General features: G+C 43.9%; 12 protein-coding genes and 1 pseudogene. 5 read left to right on the top strand and 8 right to left on the bottom strand.

The genetic code is table 11. The features are described from left to right. Positions 1–108: 108 nt before the first annotated feature. Together G610_RS23770 and G610_RS19590 are read left to right on the top strand one after the other, a co-directional pair. Positions 109–2,883, top strand: a complete 2,775-nt coding sequence (locus G610_RS23770; RefSeq protein WP_330368089.1) for a carboxylesterase family protein — start codon at positions 109–111, stop codon at positions 2,881–2,883. 10 nt (positions 2,884–2,893) lie between these two features. After that, positions 2,894–4,189 carry a glycoside hydrolase family 5 protein gene (locus G610_RS19590; protein ID WP_035792092.1) on the top strand — a complete coding sequence of 432 codons (1,296 nt, stop codon included), beginning with the start codon at positions 2,894–2,896 and terminating at the stop codon, positions 4,187–4,189. A gap of 120 nt (positions 4,190–4,309) precedes the next feature. Here the strand turns inward: G610_RS19590 and hflC are convergent, their stop codons facing one another. From hflC to G610_RS0103710, 3 genes are all read right to left on the bottom strand, one after another. Then, on the bottom strand, positions 4,310–5,185 hold the full coding sequence (gene hflC, locus G610_RS0103725) for a protease modulator HflC (protein ID WP_026523710.1): 876 nt from the start codon (positions 5,183–5,185) through the stop codon (positions 4,310–4,312). Between the two features lie 20 nt (positions 5,186–5,205). After that, on the bottom strand, positions 5,206–6,231 hold the full coding sequence (gene hflK / locus G610_RS19585) for an FtsH protease activity modulator HflK (RefSeq protein ID WP_035792035.1): 1,026 nt from the start codon (positions 6,229–6,231) through the stop codon (positions 5,206–5,208). Positions 6,232–6,447: 216 nt separating this feature from the next. Next, the gene (locus G610_RS0103710; RefSeq protein WP_026523709.1) at positions 6,448–8,553 is read right to left on the bottom strand and encodes a glycoside hydrolase family 3 C-terminal domain-containing protein; all 2,106 of its coding nucleotides are present in this window, start codon (positions 8,551–8,553) and stop codon (positions 6,448–6,450) included. Between the two features lie 167 nt (positions 8,554–8,720). Here G610_RS0103710 and G610_RS0103705 point away from each other — a divergent pair, with 167 nt between their 5' ends. The 3 genes from G610_RS0103705 to G610_RS0103695 all read left to right on the top strand — a co-directional run bounded on the left by G610_RS0103705 (position 8,721) and on the right by G610_RS0103695 (position 13,070). Then, positions 8,721–9,521, top strand: coding sequence for an FRG domain-containing protein (locus G610_RS0103705; RefSeq protein ID WP_196809801.1), 801 nt, complete (start codon positions 8,721–8,723; stop codon positions 9,519–9,521). An 84-nt stretch (positions 9,522–9,605) separates the two neighbouring features. Beyond that, positions 9,606–10,982: an MATE family efflux transporter gene (locus G610_RS0103700; protein WP_242829608.1), complete on the top strand. Its 1,377-nt coding sequence runs from the start codon at positions 9,606–9,608 to the stop codon at positions 10,980–10,982. Positions 10,983–11,090: 108 nt separating this feature from the next. After that, entirely contained in the window at positions 11,091–13,070 is a 1,980-nt protein-coding gene (locus G610_RS0103695; protein ID WP_242829607.1) for an alpha-glucuronidase, read from the top strand. 75 nt (positions 13,071–13,145) lie between these two features. Here G610_RS0103695 and G610_RS0103690 read toward each other — a convergent pair whose 3' ends face one another. From G610_RS0103690 to G610_RS0103670, 5 genes and pseudogenes are all read right to left on the bottom strand, one after another. Beyond that, positions 13,146–13,610: a restriction endonuclease gene (locus G610_RS0103690; protein WP_026523705.1), complete on the bottom strand. Its 465-nt coding sequence runs from the start codon at positions 13,608–13,610 to the stop codon at positions 13,146–13,148. A gap of 16 nt (positions 13,611–13,626) precedes the next feature. Next, positions 13,627–14,499, bottom strand: coding sequence for a 16S rRNA (cytidine(1402)-2'-O)-methyltransferase (rsmI, locus tag G610_RS0103685; RefSeq protein ID WP_026523704.1), 873 nt, complete (start codon positions 14,497–14,499; stop codon positions 13,627–13,629). Between the two features lie 30 nt (positions 14,500–14,529). Further along, the gene (locus tag G610_RS0103680) at positions 14,530–15,270 is read right to left on the bottom strand and encodes a tRNA1(Val) (adenine(37)-N6)-methyltransferase (protein ID WP_026523703.1); all 741 of its coding nucleotides are present in this window, start codon (positions 15,268–15,270) and stop codon (positions 14,530–14,532) included. A gap of 388 nt (positions 15,271–15,658) precedes the next feature. Next, a pseudogene (locus G610_RS23740) lies at positions 15,659–16,573 on the bottom strand (PSP1 domain-containing protein); the annotation flags it as partial. 3 nt (positions 16,574–16,576) lie between these two features. Next, a complete protein-coding gene (locus tag G610_RS0103670; protein ID WP_026523702.1) occupies positions 16,577–17,653 on the bottom strand; it encodes a DNA polymerase III subunit in 1,077 nt (358 codons plus the stop codon). Positions 17,654–17,658: the final 5 nt, after the last annotated feature.

Below are 17,658 nucleotides of genomic sequence, written 5' to 3'. Positions count from 1 at the left end.
GGCGTAGCAATTATTGATAAGACTTTACAAGTGTCAGATAATATAAATTATGTATATATTTCTTTCACTAAAAACTAATGAATGATAGCAAAATAAAGGGGAAAAGACATGCTTAGAGAGACAAAAGTAGAAAACGGAAAAGTTAAGGGTCTGCCCGGTGCAGATCCCAGAGTAACAGTTTATAAAGGCATTCCTTTCGCTGCTCCGCCTGTTGGCGAGAACAGATTCAGAGCACCTCAGCCCTGCAAGGACTGGGAAGGCACACTTAATGCCTTTGAATTTGCTCCTATCTCCGTTCAGGACAGACCGGGCCTTGGAACAGATATATACTGCCGCGAGTGGCACGTAGATCCCGGCATCGAAATCAGCGAGGACTGCCTGTATCTGAATGTATGGACACCTGCTAAAAAGACAGACGAAAAGCTTCCTGTTCTTGTATGGTTCTTTGGCGGCGGATTCCAGTGGGGATACACAGCAGAGATGGAGTTTGACGGCGAAAAGCTTGCCAGACGCGGCGTTATCGTTGTCAGCGTAAACTATCGTCTGAATGTATTCGGATATCTTGCTCATCCCGACATCACAGCAGAAGCTCCCGATGCTCCCGGTAACTTTGGCCTTCTCGATCAGAGAGCCGGACTTCACTGGGTTCACAGAAATATTGCAGCCTTTGGCGGAGATCCTGACAAAATTACAATTGCAGGTCAGTCAGCAGGCGGATCCAGTGTAATGCAGCAGTTCACCAATGAGGAAAACTTTGACATCATTAAAGGCGCCGTTGTAATCAGCGGAATGATCCATCATCCTGATGAAGATTCTGATATCTTTAAGCCTCTCACACTGGAAAAGGCTGAAGCTCACGGAAAAGAATTCTTCGAGGTTCTCGGCGTATCAACACTTGAAGAAGCAAGAAAGCTTTCCACTGAAGAGATTTTTAACGGCTATGGAAAATATATCGCTGATCATCCCAGAATGTTCCCTATTATGGACGGCCAGTTCTGCAAGGGTAATCCCATAGAGCTTCTTGCAGAGGGCAAATGCACCAAAGCTCCCATAATCTCAGGAAATACTTCAGATGAGTTTGCAATTAATGGCGAAAGCATCGTAGAAAAGTCAGTAAAAGAGACCTTCCTTGATGCTGAGAAAAACGGACAGAATAATTACTACTATCGCTTTGATCCCGATATCCCGGGTGATGGCAACAAGGGTGATTCCTATCCCGGAACCTTCCATTCAGTAGATTTGTGGTTCTTCTTTGAATCCCTTGCAAAATGTCACAGACCTTACGCCGGAAGGCACTTTGATCTGGCACGTCAGATGTGCGACTATTTTGCCAACTTTATAAAGACAGGCGATCCTAACGGCAAGGGGTGGGATGGCGAAGAGCTTCCCAAGTGGATCCCCTACACAGATAAGTGCAGAGCTGAGATGGAGTTCCTTGGAAGAGGCGCAACTCCTAAGTTTGAAGGTGGCATCCGCCAGAACAGTAAAAAGCAGGCTGTAAATCCTTATCTTCCAAGCTGGGAGTATGTTCCCGACGGAGAGCCCTATGTTTTCGGAGACAGAGTCTATGTTTACGGATCTCATGATCTTTACAACGGCGAGACCTTCTGCCTTGGAGATTATATCTGCTACTCTGCTCCTATAAATGACCTTGGCAACTGGCACTACGAAGGTGTTATTTATAAAAAGACTCAGGATCCCGCAAATCCGGACGGCCATATGTGTCTCTATGCCCCTGATGTAACGGTTGGCCCCGACGGCAGATACTATCTGTATTATGTGCTTGATAAGATTTCAATCGTTTCTGTGGCAGTAAGTGATACTCCGGCAGGCCCTTACGAGTTCTACGGCTATGTTCACTATGAAGATGGCACAAAGCTTGGAGATAAAGAGGGCGATGAGCCTCAGTTTGATCCCGGCGTTCTCACAGAGGGCGATGTTACCTATATGTACACAGGCTTCTGCGGACAGGGTGATAAATCAAGACACGGCTCCATGCTGACAGTTCTTGGTCCAGATATGCTGACAATTAAGGAAGCTCCCATTTTTGTAGCTCCCGGAAAAGAATATGCTGCAGGAACTGAATTCGAAGGCCATGCATTCTTCGAGGCATCATCAATCAGAAAGCATAAGGACACCTACTACTTCATTTATTCATCAGAAGTTATGCATGAGCTTTGCTATGCTACCTCCAAGGATCCCAGAGGTCCCTTCAAGTATGGCGGCGTCCTTGTAAGTAACTGCGACCTTCACATAGACAGCTACAAAAGGGCTGAGGAAGCTACTGCTTACGGCGCAAATAACCACGGAAGCATGGTTCAGATAGGTGATGACTGGTATATCTTCTATCACAGACACACAAACGGTAACTGGTACAGCAGACAGGGCTGCGCAGAAAAGCTCACAATTAATGCTGACGGATCAATTCCGCAGGTTGAGATCACATCCTGCGGACTTAACGGCGGTCCACTTTCTGATGTAGGTGAATACCCGGCATATCTTGCCTGCAACATCTTTACAGAAAAGCATGACATCTACGTTGAGCCCACAGCTCCACGAGTTGTCCAGGAAGGCGGCGACGGCGATCAGAATCCCGGTTATATCAAGTCCATCACAGACGGTACTACCATTGGATTTAAGTACTTTGACCTTAAGGATGTTACAGGTCTTAGAATTCGCACAAGAGCTTATTTTGGCGGCAAGTTCGAAGTAAAGACCGGCATTAATGATGCGCCTCTTGGAGAGATTGAAGCCATCTCATCAAATATATGGGCAGCCTTTGAGTGCAGGTTCCCGAAAATAAGTGGCACACATGCTCTTTATCTAAGGTATAATGGTACAGGAAGCGCAAGCCTTGCTTCCATAGAATTCTTGCATGATTAAGGAGCAAAAAATGAAGTCACATGTAATTAAGAAAAATATTTCGGCAGTTATGGTTGCTGCAGCCCTTATGGCTACCACAGTAAGCGGCTGCGGACAAAAGCCTGCAGAGCCGGCTGCTACACAGGAAGCAGAAACTGCTGCCTCTGAGGAAGCCGAAACCACTGCCACAGAAGAAACAGAAGAAACAGAAGAAACAGCAGAAGCTACAGACGATGCTGAGGAAGCAGATGCCGAAACAACAGAAGATGCACCTGCAGCAGCGGGGGATAAATACGAAATGAGAGATATTTCACCAAAAGACCTGGTCGCTGAAATGACCACAGGATGGAACCTTGGAAACACCTTCGACTCCCACGGCACAAAGGGAGTCGCTGCTGAAACCAGCTGGGGTAACCCCAAGACCACCAAGGATATGATTGATGTCCTTCACGACAAGGGCTTTGACCTTATCAGAATTCCCACCACCTGGATGGACCACATAGGCGAAGCACCGGATTACACCGTTGATGAAGCTTGGCTTTCCAGAGTTGAAGAGGTTATAAACTACGCCCTTGATGATGGAATGTATGTAATCCTCAACACCCATCATGAGGAGGATTGGAGAATCCCTGATGATGCTCACATTGATGAAGTCGATGAAAAACACGCTGCACTTTGGAAGCAAATCGCAGAACACTTCAAAGACTACGGAGATCACCTTATATTCGAGGGTCTGAACGAGCCCAGAATTAAGGGCGATGCCCATGAATGGGACGGCGGAACAGACGAAGTAAGAAAATGCTTAAATCGTCTTAACAAGACCTTTGTTGATACAGTAAGAGCAACAGGCGGCAACAATGAGAAGAGACTTCTTCTTATAACATCCGTTGCTGCATCTCCTCTTCCTGTAACAATTAATGATGTTGAGATTCCCGAGGATGACCATATAGGCGTATCAATACATGCCTACACACCTTATGCATTTACCTTTGACATCGATGAAGATTGGGAGTTAAACACATGGGATGGCAGCCACAAAAAGGATATTCAGGATGTATTCAATGACTTAAAGAAGACTTTCTTAAGTAAGGATATTCCTGTTATCATCACTGAATACGGAGCTATCCACAAAAATGACAATATAACCCACGTAACAAGATGGGTTTCTGATTACCTCTCAATTGCAAAAGCAAATGGTGTACCCTGCATCTGGTGGGATAATGGTCAGTATGAGGAAGGCAATGAGCACTTTGCAATATTTGACCGTAACAACCTGACCTGGTACAGAGAAAGCGTTGTAGACGCAATCATGGATATTTATAAGTAATACCCTGGCAAAAGGCTTTAAACAAAATCGAGGCTATGGAACAAGTTAAGTTCCATAGCCTCTTCTGTTTTATATATATTTCCAAAACACCCGCCAGGTACGGGTTTGGGCTCTAATTTATCAGTTCATGCCATAGAGAAGTCTTGCAATCTCAGAATTCTTATCAAGAATAATTGTCTTCTGTCCACCGTTTAAGGATTTTTTCATTGCTTCAAGAGAACGAACATAGTTGTAAAAATCTGCCTTATCCTCTGTGTTATAGGCTTCAGAAAGAATACTCATGTACTCTGCTTCGCCTTCACCTTCAAGCTGTGCTGCGGTTTTCTCGGCATCTGCTGTTAAGATAGCAACCTTTTTATCGGTTTCGTTCTTTATCTTCTGAGCTTCTGCTGCACCTTCTGCCTGATAAGAAGCTGCGATGTTGTTACGCTCTGATGTCATACGCTCATATACAGCGGTTCTGTTGTCATCCGGAAGGTCAAGAGCTTTTATCTGAGCTGTAACTATCTCAATGCCATATCCGTCCATATCTGAGTTGGCATCATCTGTGATGAGCTTTGTGAGAGTCTCACCTCTTGCCTCGATAACTTCATCCTGACTCATTGAAGAGATAGCTGTCTTTGTAGCATTGTAAACAGCAGCTTCTATTCTCTCCTGAGCCCTTGAATCGATAGCATTAAGTGACTGGATAAATTTAACGGGCTCAACAACTCTCCAAAGCACGTAGGTATCTGCTATCATGGATTTTTTATCTCTTGTGATGACATCGGATTTAGGGATGTCATACATCTTGATCGCTGCATTAATTCTCTGGGTTGACTGTACGAAAGGAGTGATCATCTTAAGACCGGGCTCGTTTTCAACGCGTACAATCTTACCGAACTGTCTTACTGCAACAAATTCTTTTTGATGAACTGTAAATAATGAATTGCCAAGGATTACCACCAGTGCTAAAGCGATAAACGCTACCAGGGTTCCGGCTATTGTTTTTTTCATATATCATATCCTCCAATATCTTATTCACCATCTGTATTCTGATCAGTTGTCTCAGTAGTGTCTCCATAATTCAGAATAGGAGCCATTTCTGTAGTACTCTGATTGAAGCTATCCAAAGGAAGTATCTCTTCTGTCTGTCCATCAGTGATAATAAGCTTTGCATCCGGAAGGACATCCTCTATAGCTTCATAGAATAATCTCTGCTTGGTGATAAGAGGGTATTTGCTGTATTCCTCAAACATGCTGTTAAACTTTGCAACTTCACCTTCTGCTTCTGCAACTCTTGCAGCCTTGGCAGCTTCTGCAGTCTGAACGATTCTGTCAGCACTTGCCTCTGCAGCGGGAACCTGCTCACTCTGATACTTTTTAGCATTGTTTACAGCGGTTTCTTTTCCCTGCTTAGCAGTTTCTACAGCCTTGAAGGCTTGTTTGATCTCATCCGTCGGGGGCTCTGCGTCCTGTACGGATACGTTCACAACTGAAAGACCGATATTCTGCTTGGTGAGTTCATTTGATAAAAGTGTCTTAACATCGGACTGGATCTGGCCCTTAGCTGTGGTGATTACTTCATCTACAGGGAAGTTGATAACTGTTGATCTGATGCTTGCCAGTGCGGCATTTTTCATGATGGTCTCAGGATCACTTGTGTTGTAGATATAAGCTACGGGGTCGCTAACCTTGTATTCAAGATAGAAATCGATATCAACAAAGTTGAAATCAGAGGTGATCATAAGACCCTCATCCTCAACAGTGATATTCTGGCCGTTTCCATCTATGGTATATCCGATTCCTATACCGTGGGTTGTCATATCTACCTTGTGAACAGCCTGGATAAAGGGAACCTTGAAATAAAGTCCTGCTGAATTGGTAGCCACAACCTTACCAAACTGTGTTACAACTGCCTGCTCCTGCTCACTTACATTATAAAAGGAGTCAAAGGCTGCACCTGCAAGGAAAACCAGAACGATTATGATCGGAATAAAGGGTCCGATTTTTCTGTCCTTGTAGTGTTCTACTTTTTTGCGTACATTCTTTTCTACTTCCATTTATTTCCTCCTACTTTTTTCATAACAAAAATCAGTATATCAGCAATGCGTGCTATCTGCATGTTTTTTATGTTGATATGATTATAATGTGATTTCGTAAACCATTCCATACACAGTTGTCCCACTTATCGCCCTCTATCTTGCTTTTTAGGTAAAATAACAGCGACGGACCATGAAAGGTCCGCCGCCGTATAATAGAAGGTATTTATGAGCTTTTTAGAGTGTAACTTTTGCAGATACACATTCGTATCCTGTGAGTTCCTTAGAACGCTCATCAGGCTGTGAGAAGCCGGCATAGATTGTGAAGTTCTTAGAGAAAATCTCTCTGTTTCCGTCTTCATCAACTGTAGTAAATGCTCTTTTATCCAAGCTAACTGTTACATCCTTCTCTTCGCCGGCACTAAGACTTACTCTCTTAAAGCCGCAAAGACTGTAATTTCTAACAGCAAACTCACTGTCCATATCCTTAATATAGATCTGTACTACGTCATCTGTAGCCACTTTTCCGTCGTTCTTAACTGTTACAGTGACGTCCATTCCGTCCTCTGTAAAGTCGCCTGTCTTCACGGAAAGTGCTTTATTATCGCCGTATGTAAGTCCAAAACCGAAGGGATACTCAGGAGTTCCTTCATAATATCTGTAGGTTCTGTTCTTCATTGAGTAATCTGTAAACTCAGGAAGATCCTTGCCTTCTCCGTAGAAGGTTACAGGAAGCTTACCGGAAGGAGATACTTCGCCAAAGATAATCTTAGCGATATCCTCGCCGCCTCTTGCTCCGGGATACCATGCCTGCAGAATAGCGTTTGCTCTTTTGTCAGCAAGCTCAAGGTTTACAGAGCTTCCTGACATATTAATGACAACGGTAGGCTTTCCCATATCAAGGACATTCTTCAAAAGAAGTCTCTGGCAAAGAGGAAGGTTAAGGTCGTTCTTATCTCCTGATGAGAACTGGTTACCTGTATCACCCTCTTCACCCTCCAGGGTCTCATCAAGTCCCAGAACAACAAATACGATATCTGAATATTCAGCAACTGTCTGAGCCTCTGATAATCTGTCGGGATAGAAGGGATTAGCAAGTCCGCTGATATTTTCCTTCCAAAGATCGCAGCCTTCTGAGTAAAGAACTCTTGTGTCCTCTCCTACTGCGTTCTGGATTCCCTGAAGTACAGTTACGTACTTGGAACTTGTTCCGTGATAGTTACCCATAAGAGCAACTCTGGAATCTGCATTGGGACCGATAACGCCCACTGTCTTATATTCGCCCTTCTTAAGAGGAAGAACGCCGTCATTTTTAAGCATTACTACACTTTCAAGAGCTGCTCTGCTTGCAACTGCAAGGTGCTCAGGGCTCTCTACTACAGTGTAAGGAATCTTGTCATACTCTGTCTCATCAAACATACCAAGAAGGAATCTTGTTGTGAAAAGTCTGATACATGATTCTGTAATGTACTTTTCATCAAGCATTCCTGCTCTGTATGAATTCATTACTCTCTGATATGTGCAACCACAGTTAAGATCACATCCCATTTCCAGGGCAAGCTTTACTGATTCCTCAGGAATACTTGTAACCTTGTGGTTTTCATGGAAATCACGAACAGCCCAGCAGTCGGAAACGAAATGTCCCTTAAAGCCCCATTTTCCGCGAAGAGTATCCTTCATCAGAACCTCGTGTCCGCAGCAGGGTTCACCGTTTGTCCTGTTGTATGCTCCCATTACAGCTTCTACATCTGCATCCTTAACGCAGGTCTCAAAAGCGGGAAGATATGTCTCCTCCATGTCCTTCTTGGAAGCCTTTGCATCAAAATGGTGTCTTAAAGCTTCAGGACCAGAGTGAACTGCAAAATGCTTGGCACATGCAGCTACCTTCATATACTCACCATCACCCTGCATACCTTTGATAAAAGGCACTGCAAGCTTTCCTGTAAGGAAGGGATCTTCACCATAAGTCTCATGACCGCGTCCCCATCTGGGATCACGGAAGATGTTTACATTGGGTGCCCAGAATGTAAGACCTTTATAGATATCTCTGTCACCGCGTTTGCTCTGCTCGTTGTACTTGGCTCTGCCCTCAGTAGCGATTACTTCGCCCACTTCCTGCATAAGCTCCTCGTCAAAAGCTGCAGCCATTCCTATTGCCTGAGGGAACATGGTTGCGGTACCTGCTCTTGCTACGCCGTGAAGAGACTCGTTCCACCAGTTATATGCGGGAATTCCTAGTCTGTCGATTGCTTCTGCATCGAACTTAAGCTGAGATGCCTTCTCCTGAACGGTCATCTTGCTAACAAGTTCTTCTGCTCTTTTTCTTGCTTCTTCTCTGTTCATATCGAATCCTCTTATAACTAAAGTCAGTTTGATGAGCAAATTGTAAGTGTTAGCCCTTATTTTTTCCACTCATTCGTTGCTTCAATGCACTTAAAAATTGCGCAATGTGATAAAATATTATTGTAAGCAACCATAAATGTTTTTCATTCTTAATGAGGGTCCTCAATATGATTAAAACGGTTGAAATTTCTGATATGAACTCCCTTTTTGATATGGTTTCCGAACAGGAATACAGAAAAGACTTAGATCGTCACCGGAATCTCTTTGTCTACAGAGGGCAGCCTGACGCAGAGTTTCCTCTCACCACAAGCCTTATGCGCAATTGTAAGGACAAAAGAAAAGAACTTGAACCCTGTATGCTTAGAAACTTTACAAAATATGCCGCCCTTGAAGAGCCCACGATTGAGCGCTCCATTTGGCGACAGATGATCTTTGGACAGCATCACGGTCTTCCCACAAGGCTTCTTGACTGGTCATTTTCGCCCCTTATGGCTCTGCATTTCTCCGTAACAGAGAATGATATGGATGAGATGGAAGCTCACGACAGCGCAGTCTGGCGAACCGACATCCACGAGCTCCACGATCTTTTACCGGAAAAATATCAAAAAATCGCAACAAAGTACGCAACCACTGTATTTTCCGTTGATATGCTGGCAGAAGCCTGCTCCTCCCTGGAACAGTATGATGAAGATATGGGCTCTGAGTCGCTTCTGATGATAGAGCCACCCTCTGTCGATGTCAGAATCGTGAACCAGTACTCGTTTTTTGCCGTCATCCCAAGTTCCATGGAGGATATTGAGGGGTTCCTTAACAGGAACACAGAAAAAACAGTGAAGTATATTATCAGAAAAGAGCTGAGATGGCAGATACGAGACATGCTTGATCACCAAAACATCTCCGAAAGAATAGTATATCCGGGCCTCGACGGCATTTCACGCTGGCTTGGAAGACACTATTTTGTAAAATAATAGCCGGTTAAAAACCTTGACAATTGTCATACTTTTCATTAACATATTTTATAGAAGAGAAAGAAAAAGAAGTTGGTGAAAGTTATGAATTTTAAGAGTATTTTCGCCCCTGTTGACATGACAGAGGGCAGCCCCGTCAGGCAGATTGTCAAGTTTACCATTCCCATGCTTCTGGGAAACATCGCACAGCAGCTTTATAACACAGCAGACAGCATAATAGTTGGAAGATTTGTTGGCGATAACGCACTTGCAGCAGTCGGAAGTGCAGGTCCCATCCTTAATCTCATGCTTGTTCTTTTCATGGGTATCGCAGTAGGTGCATCAATCATGGTTTCCCAGTATTTTGGCGCTAAGCAGAGGGAACACTTATCAAAAGCAATTGGCTGCAGTATCACACTGACAGCAATAGCATCACTTATCATTATGATCATGGGTCCCATAATAACGAGGCCCATACTGGAACTCCTTGGAACCCCGGAGAGCATCATTGACTGGTGTACGGTTTATCTGTGGATCATCTTCATCGGAATCCTGGGCGGTGGATTCTACAACATAATGAGCGGAATCCTTCGAGGTCTTGGTGATTCTGTTTCAGCACTTATTTATTTGCTGGTTGCAACATTCCTCAATATCGCTTTGGACCTTGTATTTGTTGCTACCTTCAAGATGGGCGTAGCAGGTGTTGCCCTTGCAACAGTACTTGCACAGTTTGTATCAGCATTTCTCTGTATGAGGAAGCTTACCAAGATGTCAGATGTTTTCGACATGAAGAAGGAATACCTGATACCGGAAAAATACTACACAATGAACCTTATCAAGTTAGGACTTCCTTCCGGTGTGACACAGGCTATTTTCTCAATGTCCATGATAGTTGTTCAGAACCTTACAAACACCTTCGGCGAGCTGTATATAGCTGCTAACGTAATCGTTATGAGAGTCGACGGATTCGTAATGCTTCCCGCATTCTCATTCGGAAGTGCCATGACCACCTTTGCAGGTCAGAATATCGGAGCAGGAAAAATCGACCGCGTAGAAAAGGGTGCAAAGAGCGGAACTCTTGCAGCAATGGGGATTTCCGCAATTCTCTCAGTACTGATCATCATCTTTGGAAAATATATTATGGGAATTTTCACCAGTACCCAGGAGCTTATCGATATGAGCTACAAGATGATGTGCATCCTGATTGTTGGCTATATCGCCATGGAGGTTACCCAGTGCCTTTCAGGTATTATGCGCGGAGCCGGTGATACGGTTGCTCCCATGTGGATCTCCATGTTTTCATCAATCATCATGCGTGTGCCAATGGCCTACATTTTTGTAAACCTTACAAAATCACCTGAGCTTCCCCAGGGTAACTGCTACATGATGCAGCTCTCAATGCTGATTACCTGGACCCTTGGTGCATTCATAACCTTCCTTACCTACAAGGTTGGAAGATGGAAAACCAAGGCAATTACCTAAGCAATAAGTAAATACAACTTCGCAAATATTGAAATGCCATGTACCACGAAAAATTTTAGAATTATTGTGTTACATGGCATTATTTGTACATTAAGGAGAATTATTACAGTGAAAAATACAGATTGGTCACAGCTTTGGCTTGCTTATCACAAAGTAAGTGATGATGGCGGAAAATGGCATATTTCTTTTGATGGATTTGATGAGAAAAACAGAGTTATTAATAGCCTTAAAAACGAAGTTTCTCTTGCTCTTCCAAAACTTACGGGAGCTGAGATTACAGATACCGGTGCTGACACAGAGCTTAAGGTAATAAAGGATTCATCCATAGCTAAGGAAGGCTTTGTTGTTAAAAAGATGGGAAGCACAGTTACAATCGGCGCATCCGACGAAAACGGTGCCCTCTATGGAATGTTCGAGCTTCTTAGACTTATCACTTTAAGAGAAGTTGACGCTGATTTTGAGCTATTATCAGAGCCTGATAATCCGCTTCGTATGATGAACCATTGGGACAATATGGATGGCAGCATTGAAAGAGGTTATTCGGGAAGATCATTTTTCTATGTTAATAATGAGATTATTGTTGATGACAGGACCCGTGATTATGCACGTTTCATGGCAAGCATCGGCATTAATGGCATCGTAATTAACAACGTAAATGTAAAGCAGGCTGCCAGCTACATGATAACTGACAGATATTACGCACAGCTAAGGGAGCTGTCTGAAGTTTTTGCAGACTATGGTATCAAAATGTACCTGTCTCTTAATTTCGCATCTCCCATAGAAATCGGCGGGATGGACATTTGCGATCCCCTTGATGAAGGGGTTATTTCCTGGTGGAAGGATAAATGCAGGGAAGTATTCACAGAGCTTCCTGAACTTGGAGGTTTTCTTGTAAAAGCCGATTCTGAGGGAAGACCCGGTCCTTTTACCTATGGAAGGACACAGGCAGACGGCGCAAACATGCTGGCTGACATTGTAAAAGAATACGATAAACTCATCATCTGGAGATGCTTTGTATATAACTGCACACAGGACTGGAGAGATAAAAAGACAGACAGAGCCCGCGCAGGCTATGACTATTTCAAGGATCTTGACGGTGAGTATCACGACAATGTTATTCTTCAGATTAAGAACGGCCCCATGGATTTCCAGATAAGAGAACCCGTTTCTCCTCTTCTTGGCGGTCTTACCAAGACAAATCAGATGCTGGAAGTTCAGATTGCTCAGGAGTATACAGGACATCAGATCGACTTATGCTATCTTATGCCCATGTTCAAGGAAGTTCTTGAGTTCAGAACACACTGCCAGGATGATAAGGATACTGTAGCAGATGTCATAAGCGGCAAAGCTTTTGGAAATAAGAACTGCGGAATCGCTGCTGTTATTAATACGGGTAACGACCTCAACTGGACAGGAAACGACCTGGCTGCTGCCAACACCTACGGCTTTGGCAGACTTGCCTTTGATATGACTCTTTCCTCTGAAGAGATCGCAAGAGAGTGGGTTAAGTTGACCTTTGCTCTCAGCGAGGCCGCTGAGGATAAGCTTGTAAAGATGCTTCTTGACTCAAGAAGAATATACGAGAAATATACCTGTCCTCTTGGAATTGGCTGGATGGTTACTCCGGAAACCCACTACGGACCAAGTGTGGATGGCTATGAGTACTCAAGATGGGGCACCTACCACAGAGCAGACCACCTGGGACTTGGCGTTGACAGAAGCGATAAGGGTACTGGCTATGCTCAGCAGTACTACAAGGAAAATGCTGAAATCTACAATGATCCCAAGACCTGCCCTGAAGAACTGCTTCTTTTCTTCCATCACATCCCTTATACCTGGAAGCTGAAGGACGGCAGAACTCTTATACAGTACATCTACGATACCCACTTTGAGGGTGAGTCAGAAGCTGAAGAGCTTGCAGCTATGTGGGACAGTCTTGAAAAGGAGATTGAACCTGAAGCATTTGCAAGAGTAAAGCAGCGCTTTGACATGCAGATTCACAATGCTAAGGAGTGGTGCGATCAGGTGAATTCCTACTTCTTTAGAAAAAGCGGAATAGCAGATGAAAAGGGAAGAGATATTTTCTGATAAAATTTTAGAGCAGCTTAAATAACTAAAGGCTATGGAACTTAACTTGTTCCATAGCCTCTTTTTTACTCCTCGCTAATGTTCATTTTCTTTTTCCATACTGTCTATATAGCCTCTGTCCCAAAGCATGATGTTTAGCTTCTTTGCCATGGTAACCGCGGGCTCTGTGAAGTACTGATTGGTCATTACTACGCCAACCATGCAGTCATAGAAGTCTTTTCCTGCATATACTTCCTGTATGGCCTTTACGCCGATTGGCCTGTCGTAGCACTTACACTGCACCGCATAGCTTACGCCATCCTTCTCCGCAAGGATATCTGCTCCGAAATCTCCGCTTCCTTTGGTAACCGTAGCTTCCTGGAAGCCGTGGCTTTTTAGAAGGTCTGCGCAGTAGTATTCAAATTCATGGCCGCCAAGCTCATCCATGGGAAGAGGTCTGTTTCTCCATCTCCTAATTAGAAGAACTATAACCACCATGATCAGGATAACTGCTATGACAGCGATAAGTATGTATGTGGTTTTAAGTAAATCTGCCTGCATTTATCCTCCCCAAATCTTATTCCTTACCTTCTTCCTCCAAAAGAGCCTTGTAAATATCGCGCTTTCCTACTCCTCTGTCTGAAGCAACCTGCTTCATGGCATCTTTCCTGCTCATTCCGTCCTTTTCATAGTAGGCCATGTGGTCCTGAAGGCTCATTTTAAGCCATTCTTCCTGACCTCGTTTTTCAAGCTCCAAAAGACTTACCCCATCTATTACAAGTACGTACTCTCCTCTTGGATCATTTTCCTCATAAAAAGCTATGGCTGAGCTTATGGTTGTGGGCACTATCTCCTCAAACTTCTTTGTAAGCTCTCTGCAAATGGTGATCTTCCTGTCCCCAAGTGTATCCGCAAGGTCAGCCAAAGTTCCCCTTAGGTGATGAGGTGCTTCATACATGATGATAGTCCTGTGCTCGTCCTTAAGGCTATCCAGTATTCTTCGCCTCTCCTTTTTATCATCTGCAGGAGGCAAAAAACCTTCAAAGACAAATCTTCTGGTGCTAAGTCCTGAGAGCGTAAGGGCTGTGATACAAGCTGCAGGCCCCGGGAGCGATGTCACAATAATGCCTGCTTCATGGCACATTCTGACCAGAACCTCTCCGGGATCTGAGATGGCAGGAGTTCCCGCATCTGTAATAAGGGCGATGTCCTTACCTTCATTCATGAGTCTTATTAGATACTCTGCTTTCTCCACCTTGTTGTATTCGTGATAGCTGGTCATTTCTGTATGAATATCGAAATGATTAAGCAGCTTTATGCTGTTTCTTGTGTCTTCCGCAGCGATGATATCCACATTCTTTAGCGTATCTAATACGCGAAAGCTGATATCATCAAGATTCCCTATGGGAGTAGCACACAAATAAAGCATACCCGTTCTGTTTTCTTCCATTAGAACTCCTATTTTAATTGCAATTAATACTTAAAAGCCGTAAGTTTCGGCTACTTCATCGGTGTATTTGCCATCTTCTTTATAAATAATAAGCGGGGGCTCGACAGACAACCTGGGCTTTCCATCCCTAAGGCCCTCAATGAGAACCATGCTTGGCTCTTTATCGGCGTAAGGGTGCACAAAGCGCACTCTTTTGGGTTCAAGCCTGTGTTTAGTCATGGCTACAAAAATCTCTGAAAGTCTAAAGGGCCTGTGTACCATGTAAAACTTACCGCCCGGATGAAGCATGATCTTTGCAGCCCTTAGTACATCATCAAGGTCGCAGAGTACTTCATGTCTGGCTATGGCTTTTGGTCCTTCAGGATTTCTTAGTCCATGGCCCATTATCATATATGGAGGATTTGTTGTCACAACGTCAAAAGAGGCAGGTTCAAATATTTTGTCCGCCTCTTTTATATCTCCGCATACAATGCGCACGCGATCAGCTATTTCATTTAGCATCACGCTGCGCATCGCCATATCTGCACTTTCTTCCTGGATCTCCAGTCCTACCAGTTCCTTTGCCTGTGTTTTAGCTGCCATAAGTATCGGAATGATTCCTGTACCCGTTCCAAGATCAAGGACTCTTGCCCCTTTTCCCGCACTTGCAAAAGCAGATAAAAGCACAGCATCCATGCCAAAACAGAATTTCTCGGGATTCTGGATTATCTGAAAACCGTTCCTTTGAAGGTCATCAAGTCTCTCACCTGTCTTAAGCTTTGGTGCTTCCATCCTGGTTACCCTTTTGGCCCTGGGGCTTACCGCCACCTTTATTGCCGTTTCTGTTAAAGTTCTTTCTGTTTCCGCCGTGGCGATTCTTCTTTTTCCTGTTATCGCCGTCATTCTGGCCCTTCTGCTCAGCAGCTTCTACACCTGCGCCCTGATTATTCTGGGCGTTTTCCTTTTCAGCTGCGCCTTTTCCCGGCTGATTATTTTGACTGTTCTGATTGTTTTGATTGTTATCTTTGCCGGCAGCATTCTGAGCATCCTGAGGGTTCTGGTTATTTTGACGATTCTGACCGCCCTGCTTGTTCTGCTTATTCTGTCTGTCTCTTCTATCGTTGTTTTTCCTGTCGCGGTTTCTATCGCCCTTATTAGCCTTAGGCGCTCCTGCATTTCCGTCATCATCAAGACCTGAGATGTCTTCCTGCTCTAAAGCCTTAAGTGCTTCTTCATCTACATCCTTTTCCTTGGGAGCATTGTTCTGCTTATGCTTCTGCTTTTTACGAAGGAAGGTGATGTCGTCCACATGATACTCATGTACTTCCTTCTCATCATCCACATCCACAAGGATACGAACTGTCTGTCTGAGAATATTAACGCTTGCAACCTCGCCCTCAAGGCCATCGTTAGAAGCAACAATATCGCCTACTCCGGGCATCTTGCGATTGAGTTCTTCGTATACATCCTCTTCGTTTTTCAGGCAGCACATAAGTCTTCCGCACACACCTGAAATCTTGGTGGGATTAAGTGAAAGATTCTGCTCCTTGGCCATCTTGATAGATACAGGAATGAAATCGGATAAATAAGAGTGGCAGCAAAGCGGTCTTCCGCAGATGCCGTATCCGCCTATTATCTTGGTCTCATCTCGTACACCTATCTGTCTAAGTTCAATTCTGGTCTTGAACTCTGAAGCAAGATCCTTAACCAGTTCTCTGAAATCGATTCGTCCATCTGCTGTAAAATAGAACAGCACTTTATTGTTATCAAAGGTATATTCTGCATCGATAAGCTTCATCTCAAGACCGTGCTTGATGATCTTCTCCTTACAGATACGGAATGCTTCCTTTTCTTTTATCCTGTTGGTAGCCTCCTGCTCAACGTCCTTGTCATTTGCCATACGAAGAACGCCCTTGAGGGGCTTTGTAACCTCTTCATCCTCCACATCCCTTGGATTGCACAGAACTGTTCCAAACTCGATACCTCTGGCAGTTTCAACGATGACGTGGTCTCCCTTTTTTATCTCAAAATCCCCGGGATCAAAATAGTAGATCTTTCCGGCCGTTCTGAATCTGACGCCGATAACCCTGGTCATATATTATAAATTCTCCTTTATATTTAGCATTAGCATCTCAAGAGTAAGAAGCACGTTAACGTTAGCTTTTATCCTGCTTCTGGCCTCATCGACAGCTTTGATCATATTGCCTATCTGTTTATACGTACATTTTGTGGTAACACTACTAATATACGACAGTTTATCCGCGAAAATCAAGTGTTCAGCGCTATCCTCGGCTTTATACACAAGGAAATCACGGCCCAAAAACAATAATATATCAAGATAGTTATTAACCGCTACAGGATCCGGCTTTTTGGATGTGGCCTTTGCCTTTTTCTCTTCTGTATCGGAATCATCACTCTCTTCAACTGCATTACCTGTGATCAGCATATCGGACATTCTGTCTGCAATTTCATTTACGGTGAGTCTCTCCATCCTCGATAGCAGATCAATTGTGCCGTTTTTAAGCCTCTCAAACTCCTCGCTCTCAGATAACAGAATTGCTTTTCCTATATTGCCCTGAGCAAAGGAAACAGAAAGCCTTGCCTTATAGTCCACAATCTTCCTTTTTTCCATAAGATACTTCATAAGAAGATCGTCCCTTACGGGTTTTATCTGAAATACAATGCATCTGCTCAGTATTGTTGGCAAAAATGCATCTATATTGGCTGTCAGAATGATGATAACAGCGTATGCAGGCGGCTCTTCCAAGGTCTTAAGAAGAGCATTTTGAGCCTGAACCGTCATCTTTTCGGCTTCCGGTATTATATAGATTTTATGATCGGAATAGGGCTTGATGTAAACATCATCGCAGACCTGCTGCCTGATATCGTCAACACCGATAGTGGCTTTCTCGTGGGTCACCTTCCTGATATCAGGATGAGATCCACTCTCTGTCTGATTGCAGGAATGACATTCGTCGCAGCTCTCTATGAGCTTACCGTCATCTTTTCTGTTTTCACATAAAATTGCCTTGGAAAATGTATCAGCTATAAGCTTTTTTCCGGATCCGACATCACCGGAGATAATATATGCGTGGGATATTTTTCCTGTTCTCAGGGCATTCTGCATGTGTTCCACTATCTGCCCCTGATCAATAATATCTGCAAAATGCGCCATTTTTG

Origin of the sequence: Butyrivibrio sp. MB2005, assembly GCF_000424285.1 — a bacterium.
GTDB lineage: Bacteria > Bacillota > Clostridia > Lachnospirales > Lachnospiraceae > Butyrivibrio.
The sequence above is the reverse complement of the archived record's forward strand: the minus strand, read 5'-3'. Positions and strand labels throughout refer to the sequence as shown.